Raw genomic sequence first — 25547 nt, forward strand, 5'->3', positions numbered from 1 at the left:
CCTCCCTCTTGTTGCTTGCAGCGCGCCTAGCTGGCCAGAAACAGCCGATAGGCGGGGTCGTCGCTCACCTCTTTCCAGCCGTAGCCAATCTCGTGCAGGTAGTCGTGGAAAGACGCCACGTCCTCGTCCGGCAGCTCGAAGGCGCACAGCACCCGGCCGTAGTCAGCGCCGTGGTTGCGATAGTGGAACAGGCTGATGTTCCAGCGACACCCCAGGGTCTCGAGGAAACGCATCAGGGCGCCAGGTTGCTCCGGAAACTTGAAGCTGTAGAGACGTTCACCGAGGGGCCGGGCAGGGCGGCCGCCAATCATGTAACGCACGTGGTTCTTGGCCAGCTCGCTCTCGGTCATGTTGACCACCGGATAGCCATTGCCGCCGAGCTGATCGATGATCTGGCCCAGCTCCTCGTCACCGCCGGTGAGGCGCACCGAGACGAACAGCGACGCCTGCTCGGCATCGGCGTAGCGATAGTTGAACTCAGTCACCATGCGCGGCCCCAGCTGACGGCAGAAGTCGAGGAAGGCCCCCTTGCGCTCGGGGATGGTCACCGCCAGCATGCCCTCGCGCTTCTCGCCGATCTCGCAGCGCTCCGACACGTAGCGCAGGCTGTGGAAGTTGACGTTGGCGCCGGACAAAATGGCCGCCATCCGGCCACCCTTGACCTGCTCCCGCTCGCTGTAGGCCTTGAGGCCCGCCAGCGACAAGGCCCCCGACGGCTCGGCAATGGCGCGGCAGTCGTCGAAGATATCTTTCAGCGCGGCGCAGATCTGGTCGTTGGAGACGGTCACCACCTCGTCCAGATACTGGTTGCAGAGGCGAAAGGTCTCCTCACCGATGCGCTTGACCGCCACCCCGTCGGCAAACAGCGAGACCCGCTCCAGATTGACCGGCTCACCGGCCGCCAGCGCGGCCTTGAGGCAGGCGGAGCCCTCCGCCTCCACCCCGATCACCTTCACATCCGGCAGCAGCTGCTTGATGTAGACCGCCACCCCGGCGGCCAGCCCACCGCCCCCCACTGGCACGAAGACGTGGGTGAGATGGGTGTCCTGCTCCAGCAGCTCCTTGCCGATGGTGCCCTGCCCGGCGATCACCTCGACGTCGTCAAACGGCGGGATCAGGGTGTAGCCCTCCAACTCGGCGAGGCGGCGGCTCTCGCCGTAAGCCTCGTCGAAGCTGTTGCCAAACAGCATGACGTTGCCGCCCTGGCGGCGCACCGCATCGATCTTGATGTCCGGCGTAGTCTTGGGCATCACGATGATCGCCTTGATACCGAGCCTGGCGGCCGACAGGGCGACCCCCTGGGCGTGGTTGCCGGCGGAGGCGGCGATGACGCCGCGCTCCTTCTGCTCCTGGGTCAGGGTAGCGATCTTGTGGTAGGCGCCGCGCAGCTTGAAGGAGTGGACTGGTTGCAGGTCCTCCCGCTTCAGGCTGACGTGATTGCCGAGCCGCTCGGAGAGTTTTTTCAGGGTTTGCAAAGGGGTGACCCGCGCCGCCTCGTAGACGGGGGAGAGCAACACCTTGCGTAGATAATCCGCCGCAGAGACCATGATTTATTCCCCCAGCATCGAGCGATCGCGCCACATCAACCCTTTGTCGGCGCAAAGACCGACCAGTCGGGTCGACTGCTCATAGTTCATATTGGAATTCATCTTTATTCCCCCAACAGGGTGCGATCACGCACCGCGCCCTTGTCGGCACTGGTGGCGAACATGGCGTAGGCGCGCAGGGCAAAAGAGACCTGACGCTGGCGATCGAGCGGCTTCCAGCCACGGGCCTCGACGGCGACGCGGCGGGCGGCCAGCACGCTGTCGGCCACCTCCAGCACCATGCTGCGAGCCGGGATGTCGATGTTGATGATGTCACCATCCTCCACCAGACCTATGGTGCCGCCAGAGGCCGCCTCCGGCGAGACGTGACCAATGGAGAGACCCGAGGTGCCGCCGGAGAAGCGGCCATCGGTGATCAGCGCACACGCCTTGCCGAGGCCCATGGATTTCAGATAGGTGGTGGGGTAGAGCATCTCCTGCATGCCGGGGCCCCCTTTCGGACCCTCGTAGCGGATCACCACTACTTCACCTGCCTGGACTGTGCCATCCAGGATACCGGCGACCGCCGTGTCCTGGCTCTCGAATACCCGGGCCGGGCCACGGAAGGTGAGGTTCTCCTCGTCCACCCCGGCGGTCTTGACGATGGCACCGTTGAGCGCCAGGTTGCCGGCCAGCACGGCCAGGCCCCCCTCCAGGCTGTAGGCGTTGTCCAGCGAGCGGATGCAACCCTCGGCGCGGTCCAGATCCAGCTCCGGCCAGCGGCAATCCTGGCTGAACGCCTTGGTGGTGCGGATGCCAGCCGGGCCGGCGCGGTAGAAGTCCACCACCTCCTGACTCGGCTGGCGGCTGACATCATACTCGGCCAGCAGCTCCACCAGCGAGGTGCCCAGCACGTTGCGGGCGTCGCCGTGCACCAGACCCGCTTTTTCCAGCTGGCCCAGGATGGCGATGACGCCACCGGCGCGGTGCACGTCTTCCATGTGGTACTTCTGGGTGGAGGGCGCCACCTTGCACAGCTGGGGCACCTTGCGCGACATGCGGTCGATGTCGGCCATGGTGAAGTCGACGCCAGCCTCCTGGGCCGCAGCCAGCAGGTGCAGCACGGTATTGGTGGAGCCGCCCATGGCGATGTCGAGCGCCATGGCATTCTCGAACGCCGCCTTGGTGGCGATGTTGCGCGGCAGTGCCGAGGCATCGTCCTGCTCGTACCAACGCTTGGCCAGCGTGACGATGCGCTGGCCCGCCAGCTTGAACAGCTGCTCACGGTCTGCGTGGGTCGCCAGCAGGGAACCGTTGCCCGGCTGGGAGAGGCCCAGGGCCTCGGTCAGGCAGTTCATGGAGTTGGCGGTAAACATGCCGGAGCAGGAGCCGCAGGTGGGACAGGCGCTGCGCTCCACCTGTTCGCTCTGGGCGTCGGAAACCTTGGGGTCGGCGCCCTGGATCATGGCGTCCACCAGATCCAGCTTGATGATCTGATCGGAGAGCTTGGTCTTGCCCGCTTCCATCGGGCCGCCGGAGACGAAGATCACCGGGATGTTGATGCGCAGGGCGGCCATCAGCATCCCCGGGGTGATCTTGTCGCAGTTGGAGATACAGACCATGGCGTCGGCGCAGTGGGCGTTGACCATATACTCCACCGAGTCGGCAATCAGCTCGCGCGACGGCAGGGAGTAGAGCATGCCGCCGTGGCCCATGGCGATGCCGTCATCCACGGCGATGGTGTTGAACTCCTTGGCCACCCCGCCGGCGGCCTCGATCTCCCGCGCCACCAGCTGACCCAGATCCTTGAGGTGAACGTGGCCCGGCACGAACTGGGTGAAGGAGTTGACCACGGCGATGATGGGCTTGCCGAAATCCTGATCGGTCATGCCGGTGGCACGCCAGAGGGCGCGGGCCCCGGCCATGTTACGTCCGTGGGTGGTGGTGGCGGATCTCAACTTCGGCATTGTCTCTACTCCCTGAATGCCCAGCGGGCTCATTATCTTTGGAAATGAAAAAGTGACTCTCGGATCGGGAATCGATCCTGGTGAGGGCACCGCGCAGTGCCCTCACCGGAAGCGACTCGGGGAGGCACATCGCCTCCCCTCGCTTGTCAGTCCGCCACCGGCGTCAGCCAGCCCCACTGGTCTTCGGTCTGGCCGTTGAACAGGCCGAAGAAGGCGTTCTGCAGCTGCTCGGTCACCGGACCGCGGCAACCGGCACCCACCTGCATCCGATCGACGGAGCGCACCGGGGTCACCTCGGCTGCGGTGCCGGTCATGAAGATCTCGTCTGCGACATACAGAGCCTCACGGGGCAGCGCCTGCTCGCGCACCTCGTATCCCAAGTCACGCGCGAGGGTCATGATGGTGTCGCGGGTGATGCCGGGCAGGATGGCCGCGGTAGCGGGCGGGGTGAACAGCACGCCGTTCTTCACCAGGAACAGGTTCTCTCCCGCCCCTTCGCTCAGGTAACCGTTCACGTCCAGCGCCAGCCCCTCGGCGAAGCCGTTGCGCTTGGCCTCGCGACTGATCAGCTGGGAGGAGAGATAGTTGCCACCCGCCTTGGCACCGGTGGGAATGGTGTTGGGAGCGAGCCGGTTCCAGGAGGTGACGCACACATCCACCCCGTTCTTCAGTCCCTCTTCCCCCAGATAGGCGCCCCAGGGAATGGCCGCAACGATCACGTCGGCCTTGGCATCCTTGGGAGGATGCAGGCCAAGGCCCACGTTACCGATGAAAGCCAGCGGGCGCAGGTAACCGCTTTTCAGGCCGTTCTCGCGCACCACGGTGCGGCAGGCCTCATTGATCTCGGCCTCGTGGTAGGGAACCTCCATCCAGTAGATCTTGGCGGAGTCGAACAGGCGGCGGGTGTGCTCCTGCAGGCGGAAGATGCAGGTTCCCTTGGGAGTGTCGTAGGCACGCACCCCCTCAAACACCGAGGAGCCATAGTGCAGGGCGTGGCTCATCACGTGCACCTGGGCATCCTGCCAGGGCACCAGTTTGCCGTTGAACCAGATGTATTGGGGATGAGTGGCGGATTGGGAAGGCTGTGACATTGGCTTGGCTCCTTAAGCTCTGATCCGGGGTTGCTGTTCCAGTGCATCGACCCGGGAGACGTCCACCAGCTTGACCAGCTGGCTCCACAACTGCTGGATGGGACGCACCGACTCGACAGTAACCGTGATCCGCAGTTGTTGGCAATCCTGCTCCATGTTGAGGGCACAGAGGTTGAAACCGCGGTGGCGCACCACCCGCAGCACCCGCTCCATCACTTCGGGTCTGGGCTGGGCATGGATTTGCAAGGTATTGAACTGACTCATGGGCGTTGCTCCATCATCTGGTGGTTGGCGACTCCTGGCGGAACCAGGGGCCAGACGTTTTCTTCCTCTGAAATGGCCACATGCAGCAGATAGGCACTCTCACTCGCCAGCAGACGGTCGAGGGCCGGGGCTATCTCCTCCTTGCATGTGATGGTCTCGCCCGGAATACCGAAGGCGGCGGCCAGGGCCACGAAGTCGGGATTGTCGGAGAGGATGGTCTCGCTGTAGCGGCCGTCGAAGAACAGCTCCTGCCACTGGCGCACCATGCCGAGGCGCTGGTTGTCCAACAGCACCATCTTCACCTTGAGCTGGGCCCGGCGGATGGTGCCAAGCTCCTGCACGTTCATCATGAAAGAGCCGTCACCGCTCACCAGCACCACTTCATCTTCCGGGCGCGACATCTTGGCGCCGATGGCGGCGGGCAGACCGAAGCCCATGGTGCCGAGACCGGCGCTGGAGAGGTGGTTGCGCGGGCTGGTGAAGCGCATGTGCTGGGCCACCCACATCTGGTGCTGACCGACGTCGCAGGCCACCACGCTGCTCTCCGGCAACCTGGCAGAGAGCTGCTTGAGCAGCGCCGGAGCATAGATGGGCTGGCCGGGATGGTCGTAGCGGAAGGCGTACTCGCGGGCCATGTTCGCGCAGTGCTCACGCCATGGGTCGATGGAGAGAGACATGGCGAGGCGCGGCAGCACCTGTTTCAGATCCTGGGTGATGCCCACTTCGGCGGCGCGGCGCTTGCCGAACTCGGCGGCGTCCACATCCAGGTGGATCACCTTGGCCTCGGGGGCGAACTCCTCCAGCTTGCCGGTCACCCGATCATCGAAACGAGCGCCCACCACCACCAGCAGGTCGCACTGCTGCACCGCATAGTTGGCGGCCTTGGTGCCGTGCATGCCGAGCATGCCCAGATAAACGGGGCTGTCGGGGTCGAGCGCGCCTATTCCCTTGAGGGTGGTGACCGCAGGCATGCCGGTGGCGGCAGCAAAGTTGCGCAGCTGCTGCTCGGCGTTGGCCATCCCCACCCCGCCGCCGACGTAGAGCACCGGGCGCTCGGCGGCGGCCAGCAGGGTGCGAGCGGCCGTCAGCTCGGCCGGATTGAGATGCTCGGGCTCCGCTACCGCAAACAGCGGGCTCTGGGCCGGCACTGCGGCCAGTTGCACGTCCTTGGGCAGGTCGATCAGCACGGGGCCGGGGCGCCCTTCACTGGCGATGGCGAAAGCCTCGGCAATCACCTGAGGCAAATCCGCCACGTCCGTCACCATAAAGGAGTGCTTGGTGCAGGAGAGAGACATACCGAGCACGTCCACTTCCTGGAACGCATCGGTCCCCACGGCGGCGCAGGGCACCTGACCGCTGATGGCCACCAGCGGTACCGAGTCGAGCAGCGCCTCCGCGAGGCCAGTCACCAGGTTGGTGGCACCCGGGCCCGAGGTGGCGATGCAGACCCCCACCTGACCGGAGGCGCGGGCATACCCCACCGCCGCCATGGCGGCCCCCTGCTCGTGGCGGCAGAGCTGGTGCGCCAGACCGCCGTCATACAGGGCATCGTAGACCGGCATGATGGCCCCGCCCGGGTAACCAAACACCTGGGTCACACCCTGTTTCTTGAGAGCCTGTACCAAAAACTGCGCGCCGTTCATCTGGAAAATCCTGTCCTTTGGTCGAAAAAAAACCCCCGGGCCTGAGGCTCGGGGGTCGCTTGTTTCGTTCTGTCCGGTGGTGGGTCTATCCCTTGTTCCGTGCAGCTAAACGAGCCCCGAGCGGTGAGATAATAATCACCACTAGGACCACAATAATGCTGACGAAACGGGAGGCCATGTTCATAGTTACAACCGGAAATCCTGTGAAATTGGGGCGGTTTTTACCGCGAATGGCTATTAGAACTAGCACGGTGAATTTTATTGGGCAAGCGTTTTTTGCCTGACAAGACTCTGATTTTCACTGAGTCCAATCGCGTCAGTTGGAACAAAAAACTAATAAAAAACGGTTAACCAGCATATACATCAAACCAAGGACGGGATTTATGTCATTAGCTGTGGTTTATAGCCGTGCCAGCCTGGGAATAGCGGCCCCGCAAGTCACGGTGGAAGTGCACCTCTCCAACGGTCTGCCCGCCTTCAACATGGTGGGACTACCGGAAACCTCGGTGAAGGAGTCGCGGGACCGGGTGCGCAGCGCCCTGCTCAACGGCAATTTCGAGTTCCCGAGCAAGCACATCACGGTCAATCTGGCTCCCGCCGATCTGCCCAAGGAGGGGGGCCGCTTCGATCTGGCCATCGCCATCGGCATCCTCGCCGCTTCCAAGCAGATACCCGCAAAATACCTGCTCGATCACGAATTTTTAGGCGAGCTGGCCCTGACCGGCGAGATCCGTCCTGTGCTCGGCGTGCTGCCCGCCGTGCTCGCCTGCCGGGACGCGGGACGCACCCTGCTGGTACCGCGGGAGAACGGCCCCGAGGCCTCGCTGATCCAGGACGCCGAAGTGCGCACCGCCCATCAGCTGCTGGCCGTCACCGCCTGGCTGGCGGGTCAATACGAGCTGCCGCTGCCGGATCCCCAGAGCGCGGAGAGCCTGCCCGATGTGCCGGATCTGCAGGATGTGATCGGCCAATCCCAGGCCAAGCGGGCACTGGAGATCGCCGCCGCCGGCAGCCACAACCTGCTGTTCATCGGCCCGCCCGGCACCGGCAAGAGCATGCTGGCCAGCCGCTTGCCCGGCATTCTGCCACCGCTGAGCGAACAGGAGGCGCAGCAGACCGCCGCCATCCACTCCATCGGCGGCCTCACCCCGCGCGCCGGTCATTGGCATCACAGGCCCTATCGCACACCGCACCACAGCGCCTCGGCAGTGGCGCTGGTGGGCGGCGGCAGCCATCCAAGGCCCGGTGAAATATCCCTGGCCCACAACGGGGTGCTGTTTCTGGATGAACTGCCGGAGTTCGAGCGCAAGGTGCTCGACTCCCTGCGCGAGCCGCTGGAAACGGGCCACATCACCATCAGCCGGGCCGCCCGTCAGGTGGATTTTCCCGCCCGCTTCCAGCTGGTCGGCGCCATGAACCCCAGCCCCTGCGGCCACTACGGCGATGGCCAGACCCGCTCCAGCCCGGATCAGATCCTGCGCTACCTCGGCAAGCTCTCCGGCCCCTTCCTCGACCGCTTCGACCTGACGGTGGAGGTGCCGCTGCTGCCCAAGGGGAGCCTGACCGGCAAGGCCGAGCGGGGGGAGTCGAGCGGTCAGATCCGCGAGCGGGTACTGGGCGCACGGGAGCGCATGCTGAGCCGTAACGGCAAACTCAACAACCTGCTTGATAGCCGTGAAATCGAAGAAATTTGCCGCTTATCGCCGCAGGATGCCGAGTTTCTTGAGAACGCCATCCAGAAGCTGGGGCTCAGCATCCGGGCCTGGCACCGCATCCTGCGGGTATCGCGCACCATCGCCGATCTGGCGGGGCACGCCGCCATCGAAAGAGAGCACCTGATCGAGGCGCTCGGCTATCGGGCCATGGATCGGCTGCTGTCACGGCTGCGCAGCGGCTGATGGGTCGCAAGCGCACCTGACGGCCCTGCATGGTCTCGCGGGCCATCGGCTGATATTATGGCCACAGATCTGACCACTTGATGGCCCTTTATCGACAGCAAGACGGACCCGACCCATGCCCAACAAGCTGATTGAGCGACTGCGCGGCAGCCTCTCGACCCTGCTCTATTTTCTCAACACCCTGTTCTGGTTTATCCCGATCCTCTCGCTGGGCCTGCTCAAGCTGGTGCTGCCCCTCAAGGGCTGGCGCACCTTCTGCAATGCCCTGCTGGATGGCAGCGCCGGCTGCTGGATCGGTTTCAACAACCTGATCCAGAAAACCATCATCAGAACCCCTTTCGATGTGGTCGGAGTGGACAAAGGGCACCGGAATGAGTGGTATATGGTGATTGCCAACCATCAATCCTGGGTCGACATACTGGTACTGCAGCGGGTTTTTAATCAAAAAATCCCCTTCCTGAAGTTTTTCCTCAAGAAAGAACTGATTTGGGTACCTTTTCTCGGGCTGGCCTGGTGGGCGCTGGACTTCCCCTTCATGCAGCGATATTCCCGCAAACTGCTGGAAAAGAAGCCCCATCTGAAGGGAAAAGACATAGAGACCACGCGCAAGGCCTGTGCCAAGTACCGCCACATGCCGGTGAGCGTGATGAACTTTGTCGAGGGCACCCGCTTCACCGCCCGCAAACACGACAAACAGGCAGCGCCCTATCGCCACCTGCTGCACCCGAGGGCTGGCGGCATTGCCTTCACCCTGGCAGCCATGGGCGATCAGCTGCACAAGCTGGTGGATGTGACCATCGCCTATCCGGGCGGCATCCCCAGCTACTGGGACTTCATGTGCGGTCGGGTCAAGGAGATCAAGGTTCAGGTCCGCTTTCTGCCGATCGAACGCAATCTGGTGGGGGATTACTTCAATGACCCCGAGTTCCAACAAGAGTTTCAGCAGTGGTTGAACGGGATCTGGCACGAGAAAGACCAGACCCTGAACCAGCTGCTGGCAGACAAGACGCCCCAAACTACGCCATGCTAAGCCTGCTCCCGGGTCCGCTGGTGCTGCTCATCAGCGCCAGCCTGACCATACTGTTTACCGCCCTGTGCGCCAGCCTGATCCTGCTGGTGTCGCTGGTCAAACTGCTGCCCGTTCCGCCCCTGGCCCGTGCCTGCAGCCGGCTCAACAACCGCTTCATGCGGCTGTGGCTGGCCTGCAACGCCCTGGTGATCCGCCTCACCACCCGCATCGACTGGCAGGTGGAGGACGACACCCGGCTGCGCAAGGATGGCTGGTATCTCATCATCAGCAACCACATGAGCTGGACCGACATAGTCGTGCTCGGTCACCTGTTTCGCGACCGGCTGCCGGTGCCCAAATTCTTCATGAAGCACGAGCTCATCTACATACCGCTGCTGGGGCTGGCCTGCTGGGGGCTGGACATGCCTTTTATGCGTCGCTACTCACGGGAGTTCTTGCTGCGCAACCCGCATCTGCGGGGCAAGGATATCGAGACCACCCGCAACGCCTGCGAGCAGTTTCGCCACATCCCCACCACCGTCATCAACTTCGTGGAGGGGACCCGCTTCACCGAGGCGAAGCGCGATGCCTCCCGCTCCCGATACCAGCATCTGATGCCGCCCAAGGCGGCAGGGCTGGCCTTCACCCTGGCGGCCATGGGGGAGCAGTTCGACAGCCTGATCAACGTCACCATCAGCTATCCGGACAACGTCGAGACCCCCTTCAAGGACTTCCTGATGGGGCGAATGAAGCGCATCCGGGTACGGATCGAGGAGATGCCGGTGGGCGAGCAGCTGGTGGGGGATTACTTCAATGACAAGCAGTTCAAGCGCGGCTTCCAGGAGTGGCTGAACCAGCGCTGGCAGGAGAAGGATGCCGTGCTGGCGCAGTGGCAGGCGGCCGATGCGGCGGCTCAGACCGATCCGCAGGCCGCCGAGGCGAGCGCCGAGGCCAGCTCGGGCAGCTGATCCTCGCTGAACACGGCGATGCCGTGGCGACGCAGCAGGGCAGTGGTCATGCCCTCGCCCGCCACGGACTGCCCCTCGAAGCGGCCGTTGTAGATGCGGCCGCTGCCACAGGAGGGGCTCCCCTCCTTGAGCAGAGCGAAGCGAATGCCCTGCTGCTGACAAGTCGCCAGCGCCAGCGCGGCGCCACGGGCAAACTCCGCCGTCACATCCAGCCCGCTTGCGGTCATCACTCGCTCCCCTTGCCGCTCGGCAGGGGGGCGCGGCGTCGGCAGGCCGCCCGCCACCTCGGGACAGAAGGCCAATGCCCGCCCCTCGGCCCCCAGCGTCTGCAGCCAGTCGCTGACGATGCCCTTGCTCTGGCCGTCGTAGCGCACCGGCTGACCCAGCAAGCAGGCACTCACCAATACCTTGTGCACGCTGGTCTCACTCATGCTTTGCTCCCCCGCTGGCTAAAACCTGGGCCCTCGTAGCGCAACGAACATGGACCCAGCAGACAGGCGCTTACCAATACCTTGTGCACACCTGCACCACTCATGCTTCCGCTCCGTGCATCACCTGATCGAACATCACGCAGCAGGGGCTCTCCAGCCGGTAGAGGATGGCGGGACGCTGCTTGCCGGTGCGCTTGCGGCCGGTGTCCACCAGGATATCGGCGCGATGGATGCGCTTGCGAAAGGCGGCCGTGTTCATCGGTGTCTGCAGGATGATTTCGAAGGCCCGCTGCACCTCGGAGAGGGTGAACTCGGCCCCCAGCAGTTGCAGCGGCAGGGTGCTGTAACGGCTCTTGATGCGCAGTCGCTCCAGCCCTCTGGCGATCAGCTGGGTGTGGTCGAAGGCGAGGCTGAGCCCCGGCAGGGCTGCAAGCGGGTGCCAACAGCCGTGGAGAACCTCCACCTCGGGATCCACCAGACAGAGGTAGACCAGGGTGGTGGACCAGCCACGGGGATCCCGCTCCAGGTTGCCCAGGGTGCAGACCTGCTCGCTGTAGCAGTGGCCCAGCCCCCACTCGGTCAGCAGGCGATGGCGAGCCGCGTCCAGATCCCGATCCCGGGTCTCGTCGATGCGCAGGGCCGGCAGTTGCCAGCAGTGGGCAAAGGGCGGGCGATCGCGGGTCTCCAGCAGCAGCTCGAGCCGCTCCTCGTTCAACCGCAGCACCACCATATCCAGACTCATTCTCAACATGCCGATCGCCCTGCTCGCCTTCGATTAATGTTTGGTAGATAATATCACACGAATAGTATGTGCAGGAGCCACTCAATGGGAACCGTCGCCAGCCTGGATATTGATGCGCAGAAGGGGTTTACCCCCCTCTGCCCGAACGAACTGCCCGTCGCGGGCGGGGATGATATTGTGGCTGCGCTCAACGCTCAGGCCACCCTCGCCAGCCTGCGGGTCGGCAGCAAGGATTCACACCCGGCCAACGCCGCCTGGGCCGTCAGCGACCCTGCCGGCATGCTGCTGCCGCTGGATATGCCCAACGCCGACCTCACCTGGCCGGTGCACTGCGTGCCGGGCACTCGCGGCTTCGAACTGCTCGACGGCCTGCCGGCCCCGGTCGATTACGACTTCTTCGTCTGGAAGGGGGTCGAGCCGGATCTGCACCCCTACGGCACCTGCTTCCACGATCTGGCCGAGCGCCGCAGCACAGGGCTCATCGAGTTTCTGCAAGCCCGCGGCGTCACGACCGTACTGGCCGGCGGTCTCGCCACCGACTACTGCGTCAAGACCAGCGTGCTGCAGCTGCGCCGCGCCGGTTTCCGGGTCATCGTCCATCTCGATGCCTGTCGTGGCATCGCCCCCGAAACGGTCGCTCAGGCCCACACCCAGATGATCGAGGCCGGCGCCGAACTGGCCCAGACCCTTGCCGATGTACAACGCCTGCTGGACGCCTGATATGCCTCCTATTCTCAACAGCCTGCTCGATACAGATGCTTACAAGCTGCACATGCAGCAGGCGGTGTTCCATCGCTATCCGGATGCCGAGGTGGTGGCTGAGTTCCACAGCCGCAACGAGGAAGATCTGCTGCCCATGATGGGTCAGATCGAGGAGCAGCTGCGCCTGGCCGGCTCCCTGCGGCTGACCCGGCCCGAGCTCAACTTCCTGGCGGAGCGCCCCTTCTTTACCGCCGATTACCTCGACCACCTGCGCCGCAAGCCGCTGGATGCCTCCCTGCTCAAGGTGTTCGAGCAGGATGGTCGCATCAACGTACGGGTCGAGGGCCCCTGGCAGGACGTGATCCTGTGGGAGATCCCGGTGCTCGCCATCATCAGCGAGATGCGCAACCGCTTCCGCTACCCCCAGTTCGGCGTCACTCAGGCGCTGGAGCGGCTCGATCAGAAGCTCGACAAGCTGGAGCGGGAGCTGAGCCGAGAGGAGATGAGCGAGTTCAACCTCATCGACTTTGGCACCCGCCGCCGCTTCTCCCTCGCGGTGCAGGATGCGGTGGTGGGTCGCCTCCAGGAGCGGCTGCCGGCGTTTCGCGGCACCAGCAACTACCTGCTGGCCCAGAAGTACGGCCTGCCGGCGGTAGGCACCCAGGCTCACGAGTGGTTCCAGGCCCATCAGCAGCTCGGCTTCCCGCTCGAGCACAGCCAGCGTGCCGCCCTCACCAGCTGGCTGGATGAGTTCACCAACCACCTCGGCATCGCACTCACCGACTGCATCACCATGGATGCCTTCCTGCGCGACTTCGACTTCGAGCTGGCGAACCGCTATCAGGGGCTGCGCCACGACTCCGGCGATCCCGTGGTGTGGGGCGAGAAGGCCATCAGCCACTATCAGCGGCTCGGCATCGACCCCACCGAGAAGACGCTGGTCTTCTCCGATGGCCTCAATCTCGACAAGGCGGTCGAGCTGCTGCGCCACTTCCGCGGCCGCATCAACACCAGCTTCGGCATCGGCACCAAGCTCACCTGCGATCTGCCCGGAGTCAGCCCGATGAACATCGTCTTCAAGCTGATCGAGTGCAACGGCGGCCCGGTCGCCAAGATCTCCGACAGCCCGGGCAAGACCCTGTGCCGGGACGCAGACTTCATCCGCAACCTCAAGCAGGCCTTCCACGTCGGGGTCTAACGCCTATTTTTGGGGGCGCATCTTGCGCCAGTGGCCAGTGGCCCCCTACCATTCTCTCCTCGTCAGGTCCGACTGGTGTCGGGCCTTTCTATTGCCCGAACGACAGCCCACCAAGGAATGCACCATGACCCGCAAATGGATATTCGCCCTCACCACCCTGTTCACCAGCCTGAGCGCCATCGCCGCCGAACCGCTGCGGGTCTCCGCCATCCCGGACGAGGCCCCCACCGAGCTGCAACGCAAGTTTGCCCCGCTGGGTGACTACCTGGCCGAGAAGACCGGCCGCGAGGTGGTGTTCGTACCGGTCAACGACTACGCCGCCGTGGTCGAGGCGCTGGCCGCCGGCAAGCTGGACATGGCCTGGCTCGGTGGCTTCACCTATGTGCAGGCCCATCGCCGTGCCGACAAGGTGGTGCCCCTGGTACAACGCCAGGAGGATGCCCAGTTCACCTCCAAGTTCATCGCCAATGCCGACAGCGGCATCAAGACCCTGGCCGACACCAAGGGCAAGGACTTTGCGTTCGGCTCCCCCTCCTCCACCTCCGGTCACCTGATGCCACGCCACTTCCTGGCCGAGCAGGGCATCAACCCGGAGCGTGACTTCGCCCATGTCGCCTTCTCCGGCGCCCACGACGCCACCGTCGCCTGGGTCGCCTCCGGCAAGGTGCCGGCCGGTGCGCTCAACGCCTCCGTGTGGGAAAAACTGGTGGAAGAGGGCAAGGTCGACACCGCCAAGGTCAAGGTGATCTGGACCACCCCCACCTACTTTGACTACAACTGGACCGTGCGCGGCGGCCTGGACCCGGCCCTGCAAGAGAAGATCAAGCAGGCCTTCCTGAGCCTGGACCCTGCCGTCCCGGCCCAGGCCGAGATCCTCAAGCTGCAACGCGCCAGCCGCTTCATCGAGACCAAGCCCGAGAACTACCTGGGCATCGAAGCCGCCGCCACCCAGGCCGGCCTGCTGAAGTGATCGCCGTCGCGCTGGACGGGGAAGGATTGCGGCTCGGCCAGAGCCGCATCCTGCAGCCGTTCAACCTGCAGATAGCGGCAGGCGAGTGCGTGGCTATCATAGGGCCAAGCGGCGCGGGCAAGACCAGCCTGCTGCGGCTGATCGGCACCGAGCTGCGTGGCGAAGGCAGGCTCGCCCTCTGGGAGCAGGATCCCTGGTCCCTCTCCACCCGGGACCGCCAGCGGCTGCGCAGCCGGATCGGCATGGTCTGGCAGCAACCGCCGCTGCCCGCCTCCCAGCAGGTGGTGACCGCCGTGCTGGCCGGCCGGCTCGGCCAGTGGTCCCTCGGCCGCTCCTTGCTCTCCCTGCTGCGCCCCTGCGACCCGCAAGGCGCGCGGGCCGAACTGGCCCGCCTCGGCCTTGCCGACAAGTGGCAACAGCGCTGCGGCGAGCTCTCCGGTGGCCAGTTGCAACGGGTCGGCATCGCCCGGGTGCTCTATCAGCAGCCTGATCTGATCCTGGCGGACGAGCCCGTCTCCGCCCTCGATCCCGTGCTCGCCCAGTGCAGCCTGGATGCCCTGCTGGCCCAGGCCCGCGCCCGGGGCAGCACACTCGTCGCCAACCTGCATGCGGTCGAGCTGGCGCTCGGCCGTTTCCCCCGCATCATCGGCCTGCGGGAGGGGCGAGTGCAGTTCGACTGTCCGGCGGCGGCCGTCACCCCGGCCATGCTGGCCGAGCTCTACGCCGGTGATGACGAGGCGGCGGCGTGTTCAATTTGACTAGCCGCTGGCGCCATCCTCTGCCCTGGCTGTTGCTGCTCATCGGCTACAGCCTGTGGCAACAGGCCGACGGCTGGCTCGGCCTGTTCGACGGCCAGAGCTGGCGGCAGATGGGCAACTTCCTCGCCACCAGCTGGCCACCCCGTTTTGATCGGGACTTCCTCGCCCTGACCCTGACCGCGACCCTGGAGAGCCTGGCGGTGGCGACCCTGGGGCTGGCGGGCGCTCTGCTGCTCGGCGTGCCATTCGCCCTGCTCGGCTCCCGCGCCCTGTCGCTGGCCGAACTGGGGCCGGTGCCCAGCCCGCTACGCGGCGCCTTGCGGGCCCTCTCGCGCCTTGTCGCCATCGTGCTGCGCAGCCTGCCCGAGCTCATCTGGGCGCTGCTGTTCGTGCGCCTGTCCGGGCTCGGGCCGCTGGCCGCCATCCTGGCTATCGCGGTCAGTTACGGCGGCATGCTGGCCAAGGTTTACAACGAGATCATGGAGAGCGGCGCCCTGCAACCGGCCCGCGCCCTGCTGCTGGGCGGTAGTGGCCGGCTGCAGGCACTCTGGTACGGCGTGCTGCCCGCGGTGCGCCAGGAGCTGCTCTCCTACACCGTCTACCGCTGGGAGTGCGCCCTGCGCGCCTCCGTCATCATGGGCTTCGTCGGTGCCGGCGGGCTCGGCCAGCAGCTCGAGCTCTCCCTGCGCATGTTTGCCGGTGGCGAGGTGGTGACCCTGCTGCTGGCCTTCATCCTGCTGGTGACCCTGGCGGATGGCCTCAGCGCCTGGTTGCGCCATAGCCGCTCCCCCGGCCTGCTGTTGCTGATCTGCCTGGGGCTGGCCGCAGCCCTCGCCCTGTACCAGCTCGACTGGCGCATGCTGAGTTTCTCCTTCGGGGGGCTGGGCGCCTTTCTGGGGGAGTTCTTGCAACCGGACTGGTCATGGCCCTTCCTCAAGACGGTGGCCAGCGGCCTGCTCGATACGGTGCAGATGGCGCTGCTGAGTACCCTCTTCAGCGCCCTGCTGGCCCTGCCGCTGGCCTGCCTCGCTCGCCACTGCTGGCCGCTGCGGCTGCTGTTCAACCTGCTGCGCTCGGTACCCGAGCTCATCTTCGCCAGCCTGCTGGTGATCGCGGTCGGGCTGGGGCCGGTGGCGGGCATACTGGCGCTGACCCTGCACACCAGCGGGGTGCTGGCGCGGTTGTTCGTGGAGACCCTGGAGAACGCCGATCCTGCCCCCCGCCTCGCCCTGCAGCTGAGCGGGGCCGGGCCCATTGCCAGCTTCTGGTACGGGCTGTTTCCCCTAGTCACGCGCCAGTGGCTGGCCTATAGCCTCTATCGCGGCGAGATGAACCTGAGGGCCGCCACCATACTCGGCGTGGTCGGCGCCGGCGGGCTGGGGCAGCAGCTCTATGTCTCCCTGAGCCTGTTCCGTTACGATCAGACTGCCACCCTGCTGCTGGCCATCCTGCTGCTGGTCTGGCTGGCGGAGGCCATCAGCCGCCGCACCCGCTTGCCGCGCCCGGCCCCCACTCAGCGGGATTGCCAGATCTGACGCAGGCTCCTGATAAACAAAAAGCCCGCCGGTTTGCACCGGCGGGCTTTTTTCATGGGATCAGACGAGGTCAGTCTTTCTTGGCCAGCAGGAATTTCACCAGCTGGTTGAACTGCTCCTGGGAAGTAATGGATTCGATTTTCACCATGTACTTGCCGTTGACCAGGAAGGCCGGCACACCGCGGATGTTGTAGCTCTCGGTGTTGCGGTCAAACTGGGAGACCATGCCGGAGACGGCGAAGCTGTCGACGGCGCCGTCGAACTCTTCAGCCGGTACGCCGTTGTCCACGAAGATCTGCTTCACGTCGGCGCGGCTCTGCGGGATCTGACGCTGGGTGTGGATCTTGTCGAAGATAGCCGGGGTCAGCTTGCCTTCAACGTTCAGCAGGCTGGCAACGGCGTAGGCACGCTGCATCTCCGGACCCATTTCGCGGCCCAGGAAGGCCACCGGGTTCTTCTTCATCGGCACGCCTTCCGGCAGGTTCTTCTTCAGATCCTCGGCAATCGGCTCGAACTTGGCGCAGTGGGGGCAGTAGTAGGAGAAGAACTCCAGTACTTCCGGCTGGGCGCTACCGGTCTGCTTGACCACATCATAGTTGACGCCTTCCTTGAATTCGGGGGCGGCGTGAACCATGGGCATCATCAGCATGGCAGCAAGGAAAAACAGAATTTTTTTCATGACGTTTCCTGTTAAGGGATCACTGTGAGGCACGCCCGGCGAACCGAAGCAGTGCCAAGCCTATTGCGTCACCACTGCACAGTCAATGATCAAGCAGGGGGTGCGAGTCCCATCCCTCGCGCACCAGGTCGTCAAGTTCTCTCCCCGGCGCCCGCGTCAGCGCGAACGCCTTGATTGCCTGCCGCGGGTCTGCGGCAGACATGGCGAGCGGCCGGCAACCTGCCACATCACCAGCCCGGCATCAGGGTCAGGGGCGGCGCCTTGAGCGCCTCCAGCTGATCGTGCAGGGTGGCGATCTGCTGGCGCCAGTAGTGCTCGGTGTTGAACCAGGGGAAGTGGCGGGGGAAGGCGGGATCCTCCCAGCGCCGCGCCAGCCAGGCCATGTAGTGAACGATGCGCATGGCCCGCAGCGGCTCGATCAGCGCCAGCTCGCGCGGGTCGAACTCCATGAACTCTTCATAGCCCGCCAGCAGGGTATCGAGCTGGATCTGCTGCTCGCTGCGCTCGCCGTTCAGCATCATCCAGAGATCCTGGATGGCGGGGCCGCTGCGGCAGTCGTCGAGATCGACAAACATGGGACCGTCGCGCCACAGGATGTTGCCCGGATGACAGTCGCCATGCAGGGAGATCTGCGCCACATCCAGGGTCATGGCGTCGCCGACATGCTTGATCAGCTCGTCCAGCACCCCGAAGAATTGCTTGGCCAGCCCGCTCGGCAGCCACTCGCCGGACGCCAGCAGCTGACGCGGCTCGTGCAGCATGGTCTCCACGTCGAGCCGGACGCGATGGTGAAACGGCTTGCTGGCACCGAGCTGATGGATGCGGCCGAGGTAGCGCCCCACCCACTCCAGCTGGTCGAGGTTGTCCACCTCGAACTGGCGTCCCCCCACGCTCTGCCAGATGGCAAACGGGTAGCCCTGATGCTCCAGCAGGGTCTCGCCGGCAAAGGCGATGGGAGCGGCGACCGGGATCTCCGCCTCGCACAGGCGAGCGGCAAACTCGTGCTCTTCGAGGATCTGGGCCCGGCTCCAGCGGCCGGGACGATAGAATTTCACCACGTAGCGGCGACGATCCTCGTCCTGAAACTGATAAACCCGGTTTTCGTAGCTGTTGAGCTCGATGAGGCCCGAGTCGAGCCGCAGACCGCTGAGGTCCAGCGCATCCATGATGAGGTCGGGAGTGAGATCGGAATAGTTGAAACGCATGTCATCCACCATGAGAAAGGGGCGCCGTTGCGCCCCATTCTATCACTACTGTCCGCCGTTGCCGTGCATGGCGGTGTGCCTTGCCGTCACAACCGGCTGATGAACTTGCTGGGCTGGCGCAGGGTCCCCTTGCTGTCGTCCGGCGCCGCCCCTTCGCGTTTGAGCACGAAGCGGATGTCCAGGGTCGGCTTCTTCAGGTTGAAGGGGTCGACGGCCACGCTCACCGGCAGGGTATAGATCTCGCCGGCCTTCAGGGTCACCTCGCGCGGACCGAACCACTCGTGCTCCGGCAACCCTTCCACATCCAGCTGATAGGTCTGGGGATGCAGGGTCTTGTTGAGGATCTTGAGGGTATAGGTGTTCTCGATGAGCCCCTCGCTGTTCTCGCGGAACAGCTGGTTGCGATCCCGCAGGATGTCGAGCCCCATCGGCATGATGGACATGGCGTTGTAGACGAACACCCCCAGCATGATGGCCATCACCAGGCCGTAACCGATCAGCTTGGGCCGCGCCACATGGGTGGAGTCGTTGGCCAGCTTGTGCTCTGTGGTATAGCTGATGAGCCCTTTCGGATAGCCCATCCGCTCCATGGTCTGATCGCAGGCGTCGACGCAGGCGCCACAGTTGATGCACTCGTACTGCAGGCCGTCGCGGATGTCGATACCGGTCGGGCAGACCTGCACACAGAGGTCGCAGTCGATGCAGTCCCCCAGTCCCAGCGCCTTGGGATCGGCCTTGCGGGAACGGGCTCCCCGGGTCTCGCCGCGCTTGGTGTCATAACCGACGATGAAGGTGTCCTTGTCGAACATGGCGGACTGGAAGCGGGCATAGGGGCACATGTGAATGCACATGATGGCGCGCATCCAGCCGGCGTTGCCGTAGGTGCAGGCGGCGAAGAGCACCACCCAGAAGATGACCCAGCCGCTGGCCTGCAGGGTGAAGAAGTCAGGCACCAGCTGGAACACATCCTGGAAGTAGGCGACGAAGGTGAGGCCGGTGCCCAGCGACAGCAGGAGCCAGGCCAGGTGCTTGGCCCCCTTGCGGGCCAGCTTCTCGCCGTTCCAGGGCGAGGCGTCCAGCTTGCGGCGCTTGTTGGCGGAGCCTTCCAGCTTCTCTTCGAACCAGATGAACATGAAGGTCCACACCGTCTGCGGACAGAGGTAGCCGCACCAGACCCGACCCAGGAAGGTGGTCACGAAGAAGAGGGCAAAGGCAGCGATCATGAAGACCCAGGCCAGCAGGGTGAGATCCTGCGGCCAGATGGTGGCACCGAAGATGTGGAACTGCTGATGACCGATATCGAACAACACGGCCTGTCGACCGTCATAGCGCAACCAGGGAATGGCGACGAAGAGCACCACGAAGAACCAGCCCATGGCCTTGCGCATCCGCTGCCAGTAGCCGGTCTGGGCCCGGACATAGATGCGGTTGCCGGGGTTGAACCTGTCGTCGCTGGCTTTGAAGGTATTGGGGTTGAACGTCCCCGTTACATCGCCGGTGACATCCTTGATATCGATCTTGTCCTGGTCGGCCATTGCAACACTTCGCTCCATTAATTAATTGTTATTGGGCGGATTATATCTTAAACAGCCTGCTAATTGTGTGGGTAAAATGTATCTAATGTTCGAGTGGTGTCGCAATTTCAAGCAACAAAAAAGACGTATCGCCAGTTGACGAAACGCCTTTTTAAGAGATTCCTTTGAAAACCTTCAAGCTTCCAGCAAGCGCACTCTTTACTTGATGCCGCGGGCCTTGAGCAGGGCTTCCTTGAAGTCGGGCACGTGGTCCTTGGCCAGACCGGGGATCATCGCCTGCTTGTCGGATTCACGCATCTTGAGGTGGTAGATCAGCATGTCGTCGGTCAGCTCGGACAGAGGCCCTTCAAATCCCGCTTCTTCGGCCAGTTTGGCAACAAACTGTACCAGGCTGAGATCCTGTTCCTTGATCCAGGCAGGCTGCAACAACTCCAGCAGCTCTTCGATACGATGACATTGCATAGACGACCTCTTTAATCTGTCTTGTGAAACTCAGGCAACCTTACCCATCAAGGCTACTTCGATACGATCCCGCCCATTATGCTTGGCCTGATAGAGGGCCGCATCCGCTTTTTGTATCAGCTCGCTGATGGAGAGGGTCTGATCCGGTACCAGGGTCGCCACCCCGAAACTGCAGCTGACCCGACCGGAAACTAGGGACTTCTGATGGGGAATGCTCAACTCCTTGAGGGCCACCCGCACGTTTTCGGCGATCTGCATGGCCCCCTGCATGCTGGTGCAGGGCAGCAGCAGCGCAAACTCTTCACCGCCGTAACGGGCGGCGAGGTCATCCTCCCGCCGCTGCACCTCGGCCAGCAGACCCGCCACCTGCTGCAGGCACTCATCCCCCAGCTGATGACCGTAGAGATCGTTGAACTGTTTGAAGTAGTCCACATCCACCAGCACCAGCGACAAGGGAGCACGGGCACGGTGGCAGCGCCGCCAGGCGCGCTCGAGGCAGTAGTCGAGGTGGGCCCGGTTGGCGATGCCGGTCAGCCCGTCCAGCCGGGAGGTGAGCTTGAGGTGCTCGGAGACCGCCTTGAGCTCGGCCACCAGGTCGGCGTTGGAGAAACGGTGATAGAGGGAGGCCACCTGATCCCGCCGCAGGCGACGCAGCAGGGTCGGCAGGAAGACAAACAGGTAGCCGGCCAGCATGCTGGAGACGATCCGCTCCTGCTCGTTGCCCGCCCCCAGTTCGAACACCATGGCCAGCCCGAGCGGCAGCACGGCGCCATAGAGGGAGCGGCGACTGCCGAACAGCATGATGGCACTGCCGGTGAGGATCAGGCTGGCGAGCATCATCATGGCGGCGCGGTAGGTATCGGGCAGCTTGTCCATGTAGAGCAGCACGCCCAGCGCCCAGATGATGGAGGTTATGGTCACCCCGATGAAGAGTTCGCGCTCCAGCACCGGCAGCGGGATCTGTGCCAGCCTGGGCTGGCGCCAGCGCAGATGCCAACCCCGGCAGAGCAGCAGCAGCATCACGCTCGCCAGCCAGCCGAGCGCCTCGCTGGCGGGCAGGTAGTCGTGGAACAGCAGGCTCCAGCCAAGTGCCAGCAGACCCAGGCAAGGCAGGCTGAATGAGGCGTGGGTATAGAGCTGGGCCATGATGGCCTGCTTCACCTGACGTGTCACACTCTGGGTCAACTGCGTACTCCCTGTACAAGAGCGGCACAGTCTACCACTACCCCTTCGGAGCCAACAATAAAACGTCCGTTATTAAGCGGTTAGTCAGCCGCGCTCCAGCTCGTCGAGGATCGGGCACTCGGGATTCTCGTCCCCGTGGCAGCAGCCGACCAGCCCCTCGAGGGAGCTGAGCATGGCCTGCAAGCCGGCGATGCGAGCGCGCAGATCGACGATCTTCTCCTGCGCCAGCTTCTTCACCTGAGCGCTGGTTCTGTGCTCATCCCGATAGAGCGCCAGCAGCTCCTGGCACTCCTCCAGATTGAAGCCGGTCTCCCGCGCCCGCTTGACGAAGCGCAGCTCGCGCAGGGCCGAGTCGGTGTAACTGCGGTAGCCGTTGTCGCTGCGCACCGGCGCCGAGATGAGGCCGATGCTCTCGTAGTAGCGGATGGTCTTGGCGGTCAGTCCCGTCGCCTTGGCTACCTTGCTGATGTTCATGGATGACTCCTTAACGGTTCGATTCAGTGCTGACATGGTGGCTGGCATGGGCGAGCGCCCGCGGTTGCCAGCGTTTCAGTAACAGGGAATTGCTCAAAACTGTGATGCTGCTCAGGGCCATGGCCGCCCCCGCCAGCTCGGGGCTGAGGTAACCCAGCGCCGCCAGCGGAATGCCGATGATGTTGAACACGAAGGCCCAGAACAGGTTCTGCTGGATGGTGCGCCAGGTCGCCGCCGAGATGTCGATGGCATCGGCCACCAGTCGCGGATCAGAGCGCATCAGCGTGATGGCGGCGGTCTCCATCGCCACGTCGGAGCCGGAGCCCATGGCGATGCCCACATCCGCCGCCGCCAGCGCAGGGGCATCGTTCACCCCGTCCCCCACCATGGCGACCAGCCCGCGAGTTTGCGCCCGCAGCGCCTCGACTTTTTCCACCTTGCCGGCCGGCAGCACTGAGTCAAACGCCCCGTCCAGCCCCAGCTTGGCGGCGATATGGGCCACCGGCGCCGGCGCATCACCGCTCACCAGCCAGCTGGCGATGCCGCGCTGGCGCAGGGTAGCGATGGCCTCGGGGCTCTCGGGGCGCAGGGTATCGGCCAGGGCCGCTATGCCGGCCACCACGCCGTCGATGGCCACCCAGACCCGGGTCGCGCCGTCGGCGGCTTGTTCATCCTGTTGTGGTACGTCAATGCCGAGCTGGCCCAGCAAAGAGCCATTGCCGATGGCGACCGTGTGACCAGCTACCTGACCCACTATGCCGGCCCCGACCCGCACCTCGACGGCTTCCGGCTGGGGCAGCGTAGCCTCCTTGCCGACTGCCTCGCGCATGGCCAGCGCCAGCGGGTGCTCACTCGCCTGCTGCAGTGCGGCAGCGAGGCGCAGCTGCTCGTCGTTGCCACTCCAGCTCGCCAGCACCGGCCGGCCCTGAGTGAGCGTACCTGTCTTGTCGAAGATCAGCGCCTTGATGGCGTGGGCCTTCTGCAGGGTATCCACATCCTTGATCAGAATGCCGTGGCGCGCCGCCACCCCGGTGCCGGTGACGATGGCGGCCGGCGTGGCCAGCCCCAGCGCGCAGGGGCAGGCGATCACCAGCACGGCCACCGCCGCCAGCAGCGCCTGACCGAAGTCGTTGCCGATGGCGTACCACACCAGCAGGGTAAAGAGGGCGATGGCCATCACCACCGGCACGAACACGGCGGAGACCTTGTCCACCAGCTGCTGCAGCGGGGCCTTGCCCATCTGGGCGCTCTCCACCAGGGCGATGATCTTGCTGAGGCTGGAGTCCTCCCCCACAGTCGTGGCCTCGATCTCCAGCACGCCGGAGCGGTTGATGGCACCACCCAGCACCTTGTCGCCCTCGCCGCGGGGCACCGGCAGGCTCTCGCCGGTGAGGATCGATTCGTCCAGCTCGCTCTCGCCGCTCAGGATCTTGCCGTCCACCGGTACCCGCTCACCCACCAGCACCCGCAGCCGATCGCCGCGCAGCACCTCGTCGATGGCGACGCTCTGCCAGCTCTCGCCGCGCCAGACGGTGGCGGTTTCCGGCCGCAGCGCCATCAGCTCGCGAATGGCGGACTGGGTGCTGCGTCTGGCGCGGGCCTCCAGCAACTTGCCGAGGGAGATCAGAGTGATGATGATGGCGCTCGCCTCGAAATAGAGCTGGCCGCTGGCGGCCATCCCCAGGGTCAGCAGCAGATAGAGGCTGTAGAAGTAGGCCGCGCTGGTACCAGTCGCCACCAGCACGTCCATATTGGCGGAGCGGTTCTTGATGGCGAGCCAGGCACCGCGATAGAAGCGGGCCCCGATCCAGAACTGTACCGGGGTGGCGAGCACCAGCTCCAGCCAGGCGGGCAGATGCCAGGGCAGCAGACCGGCCATTGAGAACATACCCACCAACAGCGGCAGGGTCAGCAGCGCCGAGACGATGACCCGGGTCTGCGCCTGACGGGTGCTGGCGGCCTCTTGCGCTTCCCGCTCCAGCAACTGCTGACGGCGGCCGCTGGCCGAGCCCTGCGCCAGCTGGGCACCAAAGCCGAGGGCTTCGATCTGCTCGCGCAATGCGGCGGGGGTCTGCATCCCGGGCACCAGCACGATACGGGCCTGCTCGAGCGAGAAGTTGACGTCGGCTGAAATGACACCGGGCAGCGCGGCCAGCATCTTGTTCAGACGAGCCGAGCAACCGGCACAGGTCATGCCGCTGATCTGGAAGGAGAGCGTCTCGTGGCCATAGTCATAGCCCTGTGCCTGAATGCTCTCCAGCACCGCCGGCAAACGATCGGGGCTGGCCAGGTCGATGGCGGCCTGCTCCAGCGCGAAGTTGACGGTCGCCTCGACCCCCTCCAGCTTGTTGAGGGCGGTCGTGATGCGGCTGGCGCAATTGGCGCAGCTCATGCCTGTGAGCGGCAGCTGCAGATGGATGGGTAATTGAATATGAGTGGTCATCTTGTTCCTCCCCGGAACCCGTCGGCCAGAACGAGCGCCGACCAGCAAACCCTAACCTTTACTGTAAGGGTAAGCTCAAGCCACCTGACTCACTTTTTGCAGATGAAAAAACGGCGCCCGTTTGCTGCCAGAGAGCAAACGGGCGCCGCATTCAACTATTACGCGGTGTGATCGGCTCAGATGCCGTACTGGGCGCGGTACGCCTTCATGGCAGCCAGTTGTGTAGCCAGCTCCGGCTGCTCGGCCTGCTTCTCTTCCAGATAAGCGATAAGGTCGCTCATCTGGATGATGGCGATGATGTGGGCGCCGTAGTCACGCTCCACCTCCTGAATGGCGGAGAGCTCGCCCTTGCCCTTCTCCTGACGGTCCAGCGCGATCAGCACACCGGCCAGGGAGGCGCCGTTGGCCTGGATCAGATCCATGGATTCGCGGATGGCGGTGCCGGCGGTGATGACGTCGTCCACCAGCATGATGCGCCCCTTGAGCGGGCTGCCCACCAGATTGCCGCCTTCACCGTGATCCTTGGCCTCCTTGCGGTTGAAGCACCAGGGCACGTCCACGTCGTGCTGCTCCACCAGTTGCACCGCGGTGGCGGAGGCGATGGGGATCCCCTTGTAGGCCGGGCCAAACAGCACATCAAACTCGATGCCGGCATCCATCAGGGCGGCGGCATAGAAGCGGCCGAGACGGGCCAGATCGCGGCCGCTGTTGAACAGACCGGCGTTGAAGAAGTAGGGGCTTTTACGACCGGATTTCAGGGTAAATTCACCGAATTTGAGGACCTGTTTCTCCAGGGCGAACTCGATAAATTGACGCTGGTAGGCTTTCATTCTGGCTCCTTGCTTGGCTTGTCGTTTACTTT

23 protein-coding genes are annotated in these 25547 nt (G+C 64.4%); 8 read left to right on the top strand and 15 right to left on the bottom strand.

What is annotated here, in order from left to right; translation table 11 throughout:
- Window positions 1-26: 26 nt before the first annotated feature.
- The 5 genes from ilvA to ilvG form a co-directional block, all read right to left on the bottom strand.
- Window positions 27-1547 carry a threonine ammonia-lyase, biosynthetic gene (ilvA, locus tag I6L33_RS03590; RefSeq protein WP_216973569.1) on the bottom strand — a complete coding sequence of 507 codons (1521 nt, stop codon included), beginning with the start codon at window positions 1545-1547 and terminating at the stop codon, window positions 27-29.
- A gap of 104 nt (window positions 1548-1651) precedes the next feature.
- Window positions 1652-3493 (bottom strand): dihydroxy-acid dehydratase, encoded by a 1842-nt coding sequence (gene ilvD, locus I6L33_RS03595; protein WP_065018451.1) that lies wholly within the window; start codon window positions 3491-3493, stop codon window positions 1652-1654.
- Between the two features lie 146 nt (window positions 3494-3639).
- Window positions 3640-4584, bottom strand: a complete 945-nt coding sequence (locus I6L33_RS03600; RefSeq protein ID WP_095591674.1) for a branched-chain amino acid transaminase — start codon at window positions 4582-4584, stop codon at window positions 3640-3642.
- Window positions 4585-4596: 12 nt separating this feature from the next.
- Window positions 4597-4848 (bottom strand): acetolactate synthase 2 small subunit, encoded by a 252-nt coding sequence (ilvM, locus tag I6L33_RS03605; RefSeq protein WP_005306810.1) that lies wholly within the window; start codon window positions 4846-4848, stop codon window positions 4597-4599.
- Window positions 4845-6491, bottom strand: a complete 1647-nt coding sequence (gene ilvG / locus I6L33_RS03610; protein WP_216973570.1) for an acetolactate synthase 2 catalytic subunit — start codon at window positions 6489-6491, stop codon at window positions 4845-4847. Before ilvG ends, ilvM begins: the two co-directional genes overlap by 4 nt.
- A gap of 383 nt (window positions 6492-6874) precedes the next feature.
- On the opposite strand from ilvG, the gene I6L33_RS03615 reads away from it, so the two are divergent.
- The 3 genes from I6L33_RS03615 (at window position 6875) to I6L33_RS03625 (ending at window position 10366) form a co-directional block, all read left to right on the top strand.
- Window positions 6875-8389, top strand: a complete 1515-nt coding sequence (locus I6L33_RS03615) for a YifB family Mg chelatase-like AAA ATPase (RefSeq protein WP_216973571.1) — start codon at window positions 6875-6877, stop codon at window positions 8387-8389.
- A gap of 115 nt (window positions 8390-8504) precedes the next feature.
- On the top strand, window positions 8505-9419 hold the full coding sequence (locus I6L33_RS03620; protein ID WP_216973572.1) for an acyltransferase: 915 nt from the start codon (window positions 8505-8507) through the stop codon (window positions 9417-9419).
- Entirely contained in the window at window positions 9413-10366 is a 954-nt protein-coding gene (locus I6L33_RS03625) for an acyltransferase (protein ID WP_216973573.1), read from the top strand. The genes I6L33_RS03620 and I6L33_RS03625 overlap by 7 nt, the downstream gene beginning before the upstream one ends.
- On the opposite strand, the gene I6L33_RS03630 is transcribed toward I6L33_RS03625, so the two are convergent.
- Window positions 10312-10797, bottom strand: a complete 486-nt coding sequence (locus I6L33_RS03630; protein ID WP_017764912.1) for a DUF523 domain-containing protein — start codon at window positions 10795-10797, stop codon at window positions 10312-10314. The two genes, I6L33_RS03625 and I6L33_RS03630, sit on opposite strands and share 55 nt — an antisense overlap.
- A gap of 100 nt (window positions 10798-10897) precedes the next feature.
- Entirely contained in the window at window positions 10898-11548 is a 651-nt protein-coding gene (locus I6L33_RS03635; protein ID WP_005306829.1) for a DNA mismatch repair protein MutT, read from the bottom strand.
- Between the two features lie 75 nt (window positions 11549-11623).
- Here I6L33_RS03635 and I6L33_RS03640 point away from each other — a divergent pair, with 75 nt between their 5' ends.
- From I6L33_RS03640 to phnE, 5 genes are all read left to right on the top strand, one after another.
- Entirely contained in the window at window positions 11624-12259 is a 636-nt protein-coding gene (locus I6L33_RS03640) for a nicotinamidase (protein ID WP_024942648.1), read from the top strand.
- A 1-nt stretch (window position 12260) separates the two neighbouring features.
- The gene (gene pncB / locus I6L33_RS03645) at window positions 12261-13439 is read left to right on the top strand and encodes a nicotinate phosphoribosyltransferase (protein WP_216973574.1); all 1179 of its coding nucleotides are present in this window, start codon (window positions 12261-12263) and stop codon (window positions 13437-13439) included.
- A 124-nt stretch (window positions 13440-13563) separates the two neighbouring features.
- Window positions 13564-14409, top strand: a complete 846-nt coding sequence (locus I6L33_RS03650; RefSeq protein WP_017779476.1) for a putative selenate ABC transporter substrate-binding protein — start codon at window positions 13564-13566, stop codon at window positions 14407-14409.
- Entirely contained in the window at window positions 14406-15167 is a 762-nt protein-coding gene (locus I6L33_RS03655) for a phosphonate ABC transporter ATP-binding protein (RefSeq protein ID WP_216973575.1), read from the top strand. Before I6L33_RS03650 ends, I6L33_RS03655 begins: the two co-directional genes overlap by 4 nt.
- Window positions 15155-16702 (top strand): phosphonate ABC transporter, permease protein PhnE, encoded by a 1548-nt coding sequence (gene phnE, locus I6L33_RS03660; RefSeq protein WP_216973576.1) that lies wholly within the window; start codon window positions 15155-15157, stop codon window positions 16700-16702. The genes I6L33_RS03655 and phnE overlap by 13 nt, the downstream gene beginning before the upstream one ends.
- A gap of 70 nt (window positions 16703-16772) precedes the next feature.
- Here the strand turns inward: phnE and I6L33_RS03665 are convergent, their stop codons facing one another.
- The 8 genes from I6L33_RS03665 to pyrE form a co-directional block, all read right to left on the bottom strand.
- The gene (locus tag I6L33_RS03665) at window positions 16773-17381 is read right to left on the bottom strand and encodes a thiol:disulfide interchange protein DsbA/DsbL (RefSeq protein ID WP_005306845.1); all 609 of its coding nucleotides are present in this window, start codon (window positions 17379-17381) and stop codon (window positions 16773-16775) included.
- A 227-nt stretch (window positions 17382-17608) separates the two neighbouring features.
- A complete protein-coding gene (locus I6L33_RS03670; RefSeq protein WP_216973577.1) occupies window positions 17609-18598 on the bottom strand; it encodes a serine/threonine protein kinase in 990 nt (329 codons plus the stop codon).
- A gap of 74 nt (window positions 18599-18672) precedes the next feature.
- The gene (ccoG, locus tag I6L33_RS03675) at window positions 18673-20121 is read right to left on the bottom strand and encodes a cytochrome c oxidase accessory protein CcoG (protein WP_005306854.1); all 1449 of its coding nucleotides are present in this window, start codon (window positions 20119-20121) and stop codon (window positions 18673-18675) included.
- Window positions 20122-20319: 198 nt separating this feature from the next.
- On the bottom strand, window positions 20320-20583 hold the full coding sequence (locus I6L33_RS03680; RefSeq protein ID WP_005306857.1) for a YihD family protein: 264 nt from the start codon (window positions 20581-20583) through the stop codon (window positions 20320-20322).
- A 30-nt stretch (window positions 20584-20613) separates the two neighbouring features.
- Entirely contained in the window at window positions 20614-21768 is a 1155-nt protein-coding gene (locus tag I6L33_RS03685; RefSeq protein ID WP_005306862.1) for a GGDEF domain-containing protein, read from the bottom strand.
- 84 nt (window positions 21769-21852) lie between these two features.
- A complete protein-coding gene (gene cueR, locus I6L33_RS03690; protein ID WP_005306864.1) occupies window positions 21853-22242 on the bottom strand; it encodes a Cu(I)-responsive transcriptional regulator in 390 nt (129 codons plus the stop codon).
- A 10-nt stretch (window positions 22243-22252) separates the two neighbouring features.
- Complete coding sequence (locus tag I6L33_RS03695; RefSeq protein ID WP_216973578.1) at window positions 22253-24685, bottom strand: heavy metal translocating P-type ATPase; 2433 nt, start codon at window positions 24683-24685, stop codon at window positions 22253-22255.
- Between the two features lie 176 nt (window positions 24686-24861).
- On the bottom strand, window positions 24862-25515 hold the full coding sequence (pyrE, locus tag I6L33_RS03700; protein WP_010635696.1) for an orotate phosphoribosyltransferase: 654 nt from the start codon (window positions 25513-25515) through the stop codon (window positions 24862-24864).
- Window positions 25516-25547: the final 32 nt, after the last annotated feature.

This window comes from Aeromonas sp. FDAARGOS 1403, assembly GCF_019047325.1.
GTDB classification, from domain to species: domain Bacteria; phylum Pseudomonadota; class Gammaproteobacteria; order Enterobacterales; family Aeromonadaceae; genus Aeromonas; species Aeromonas dhakensis.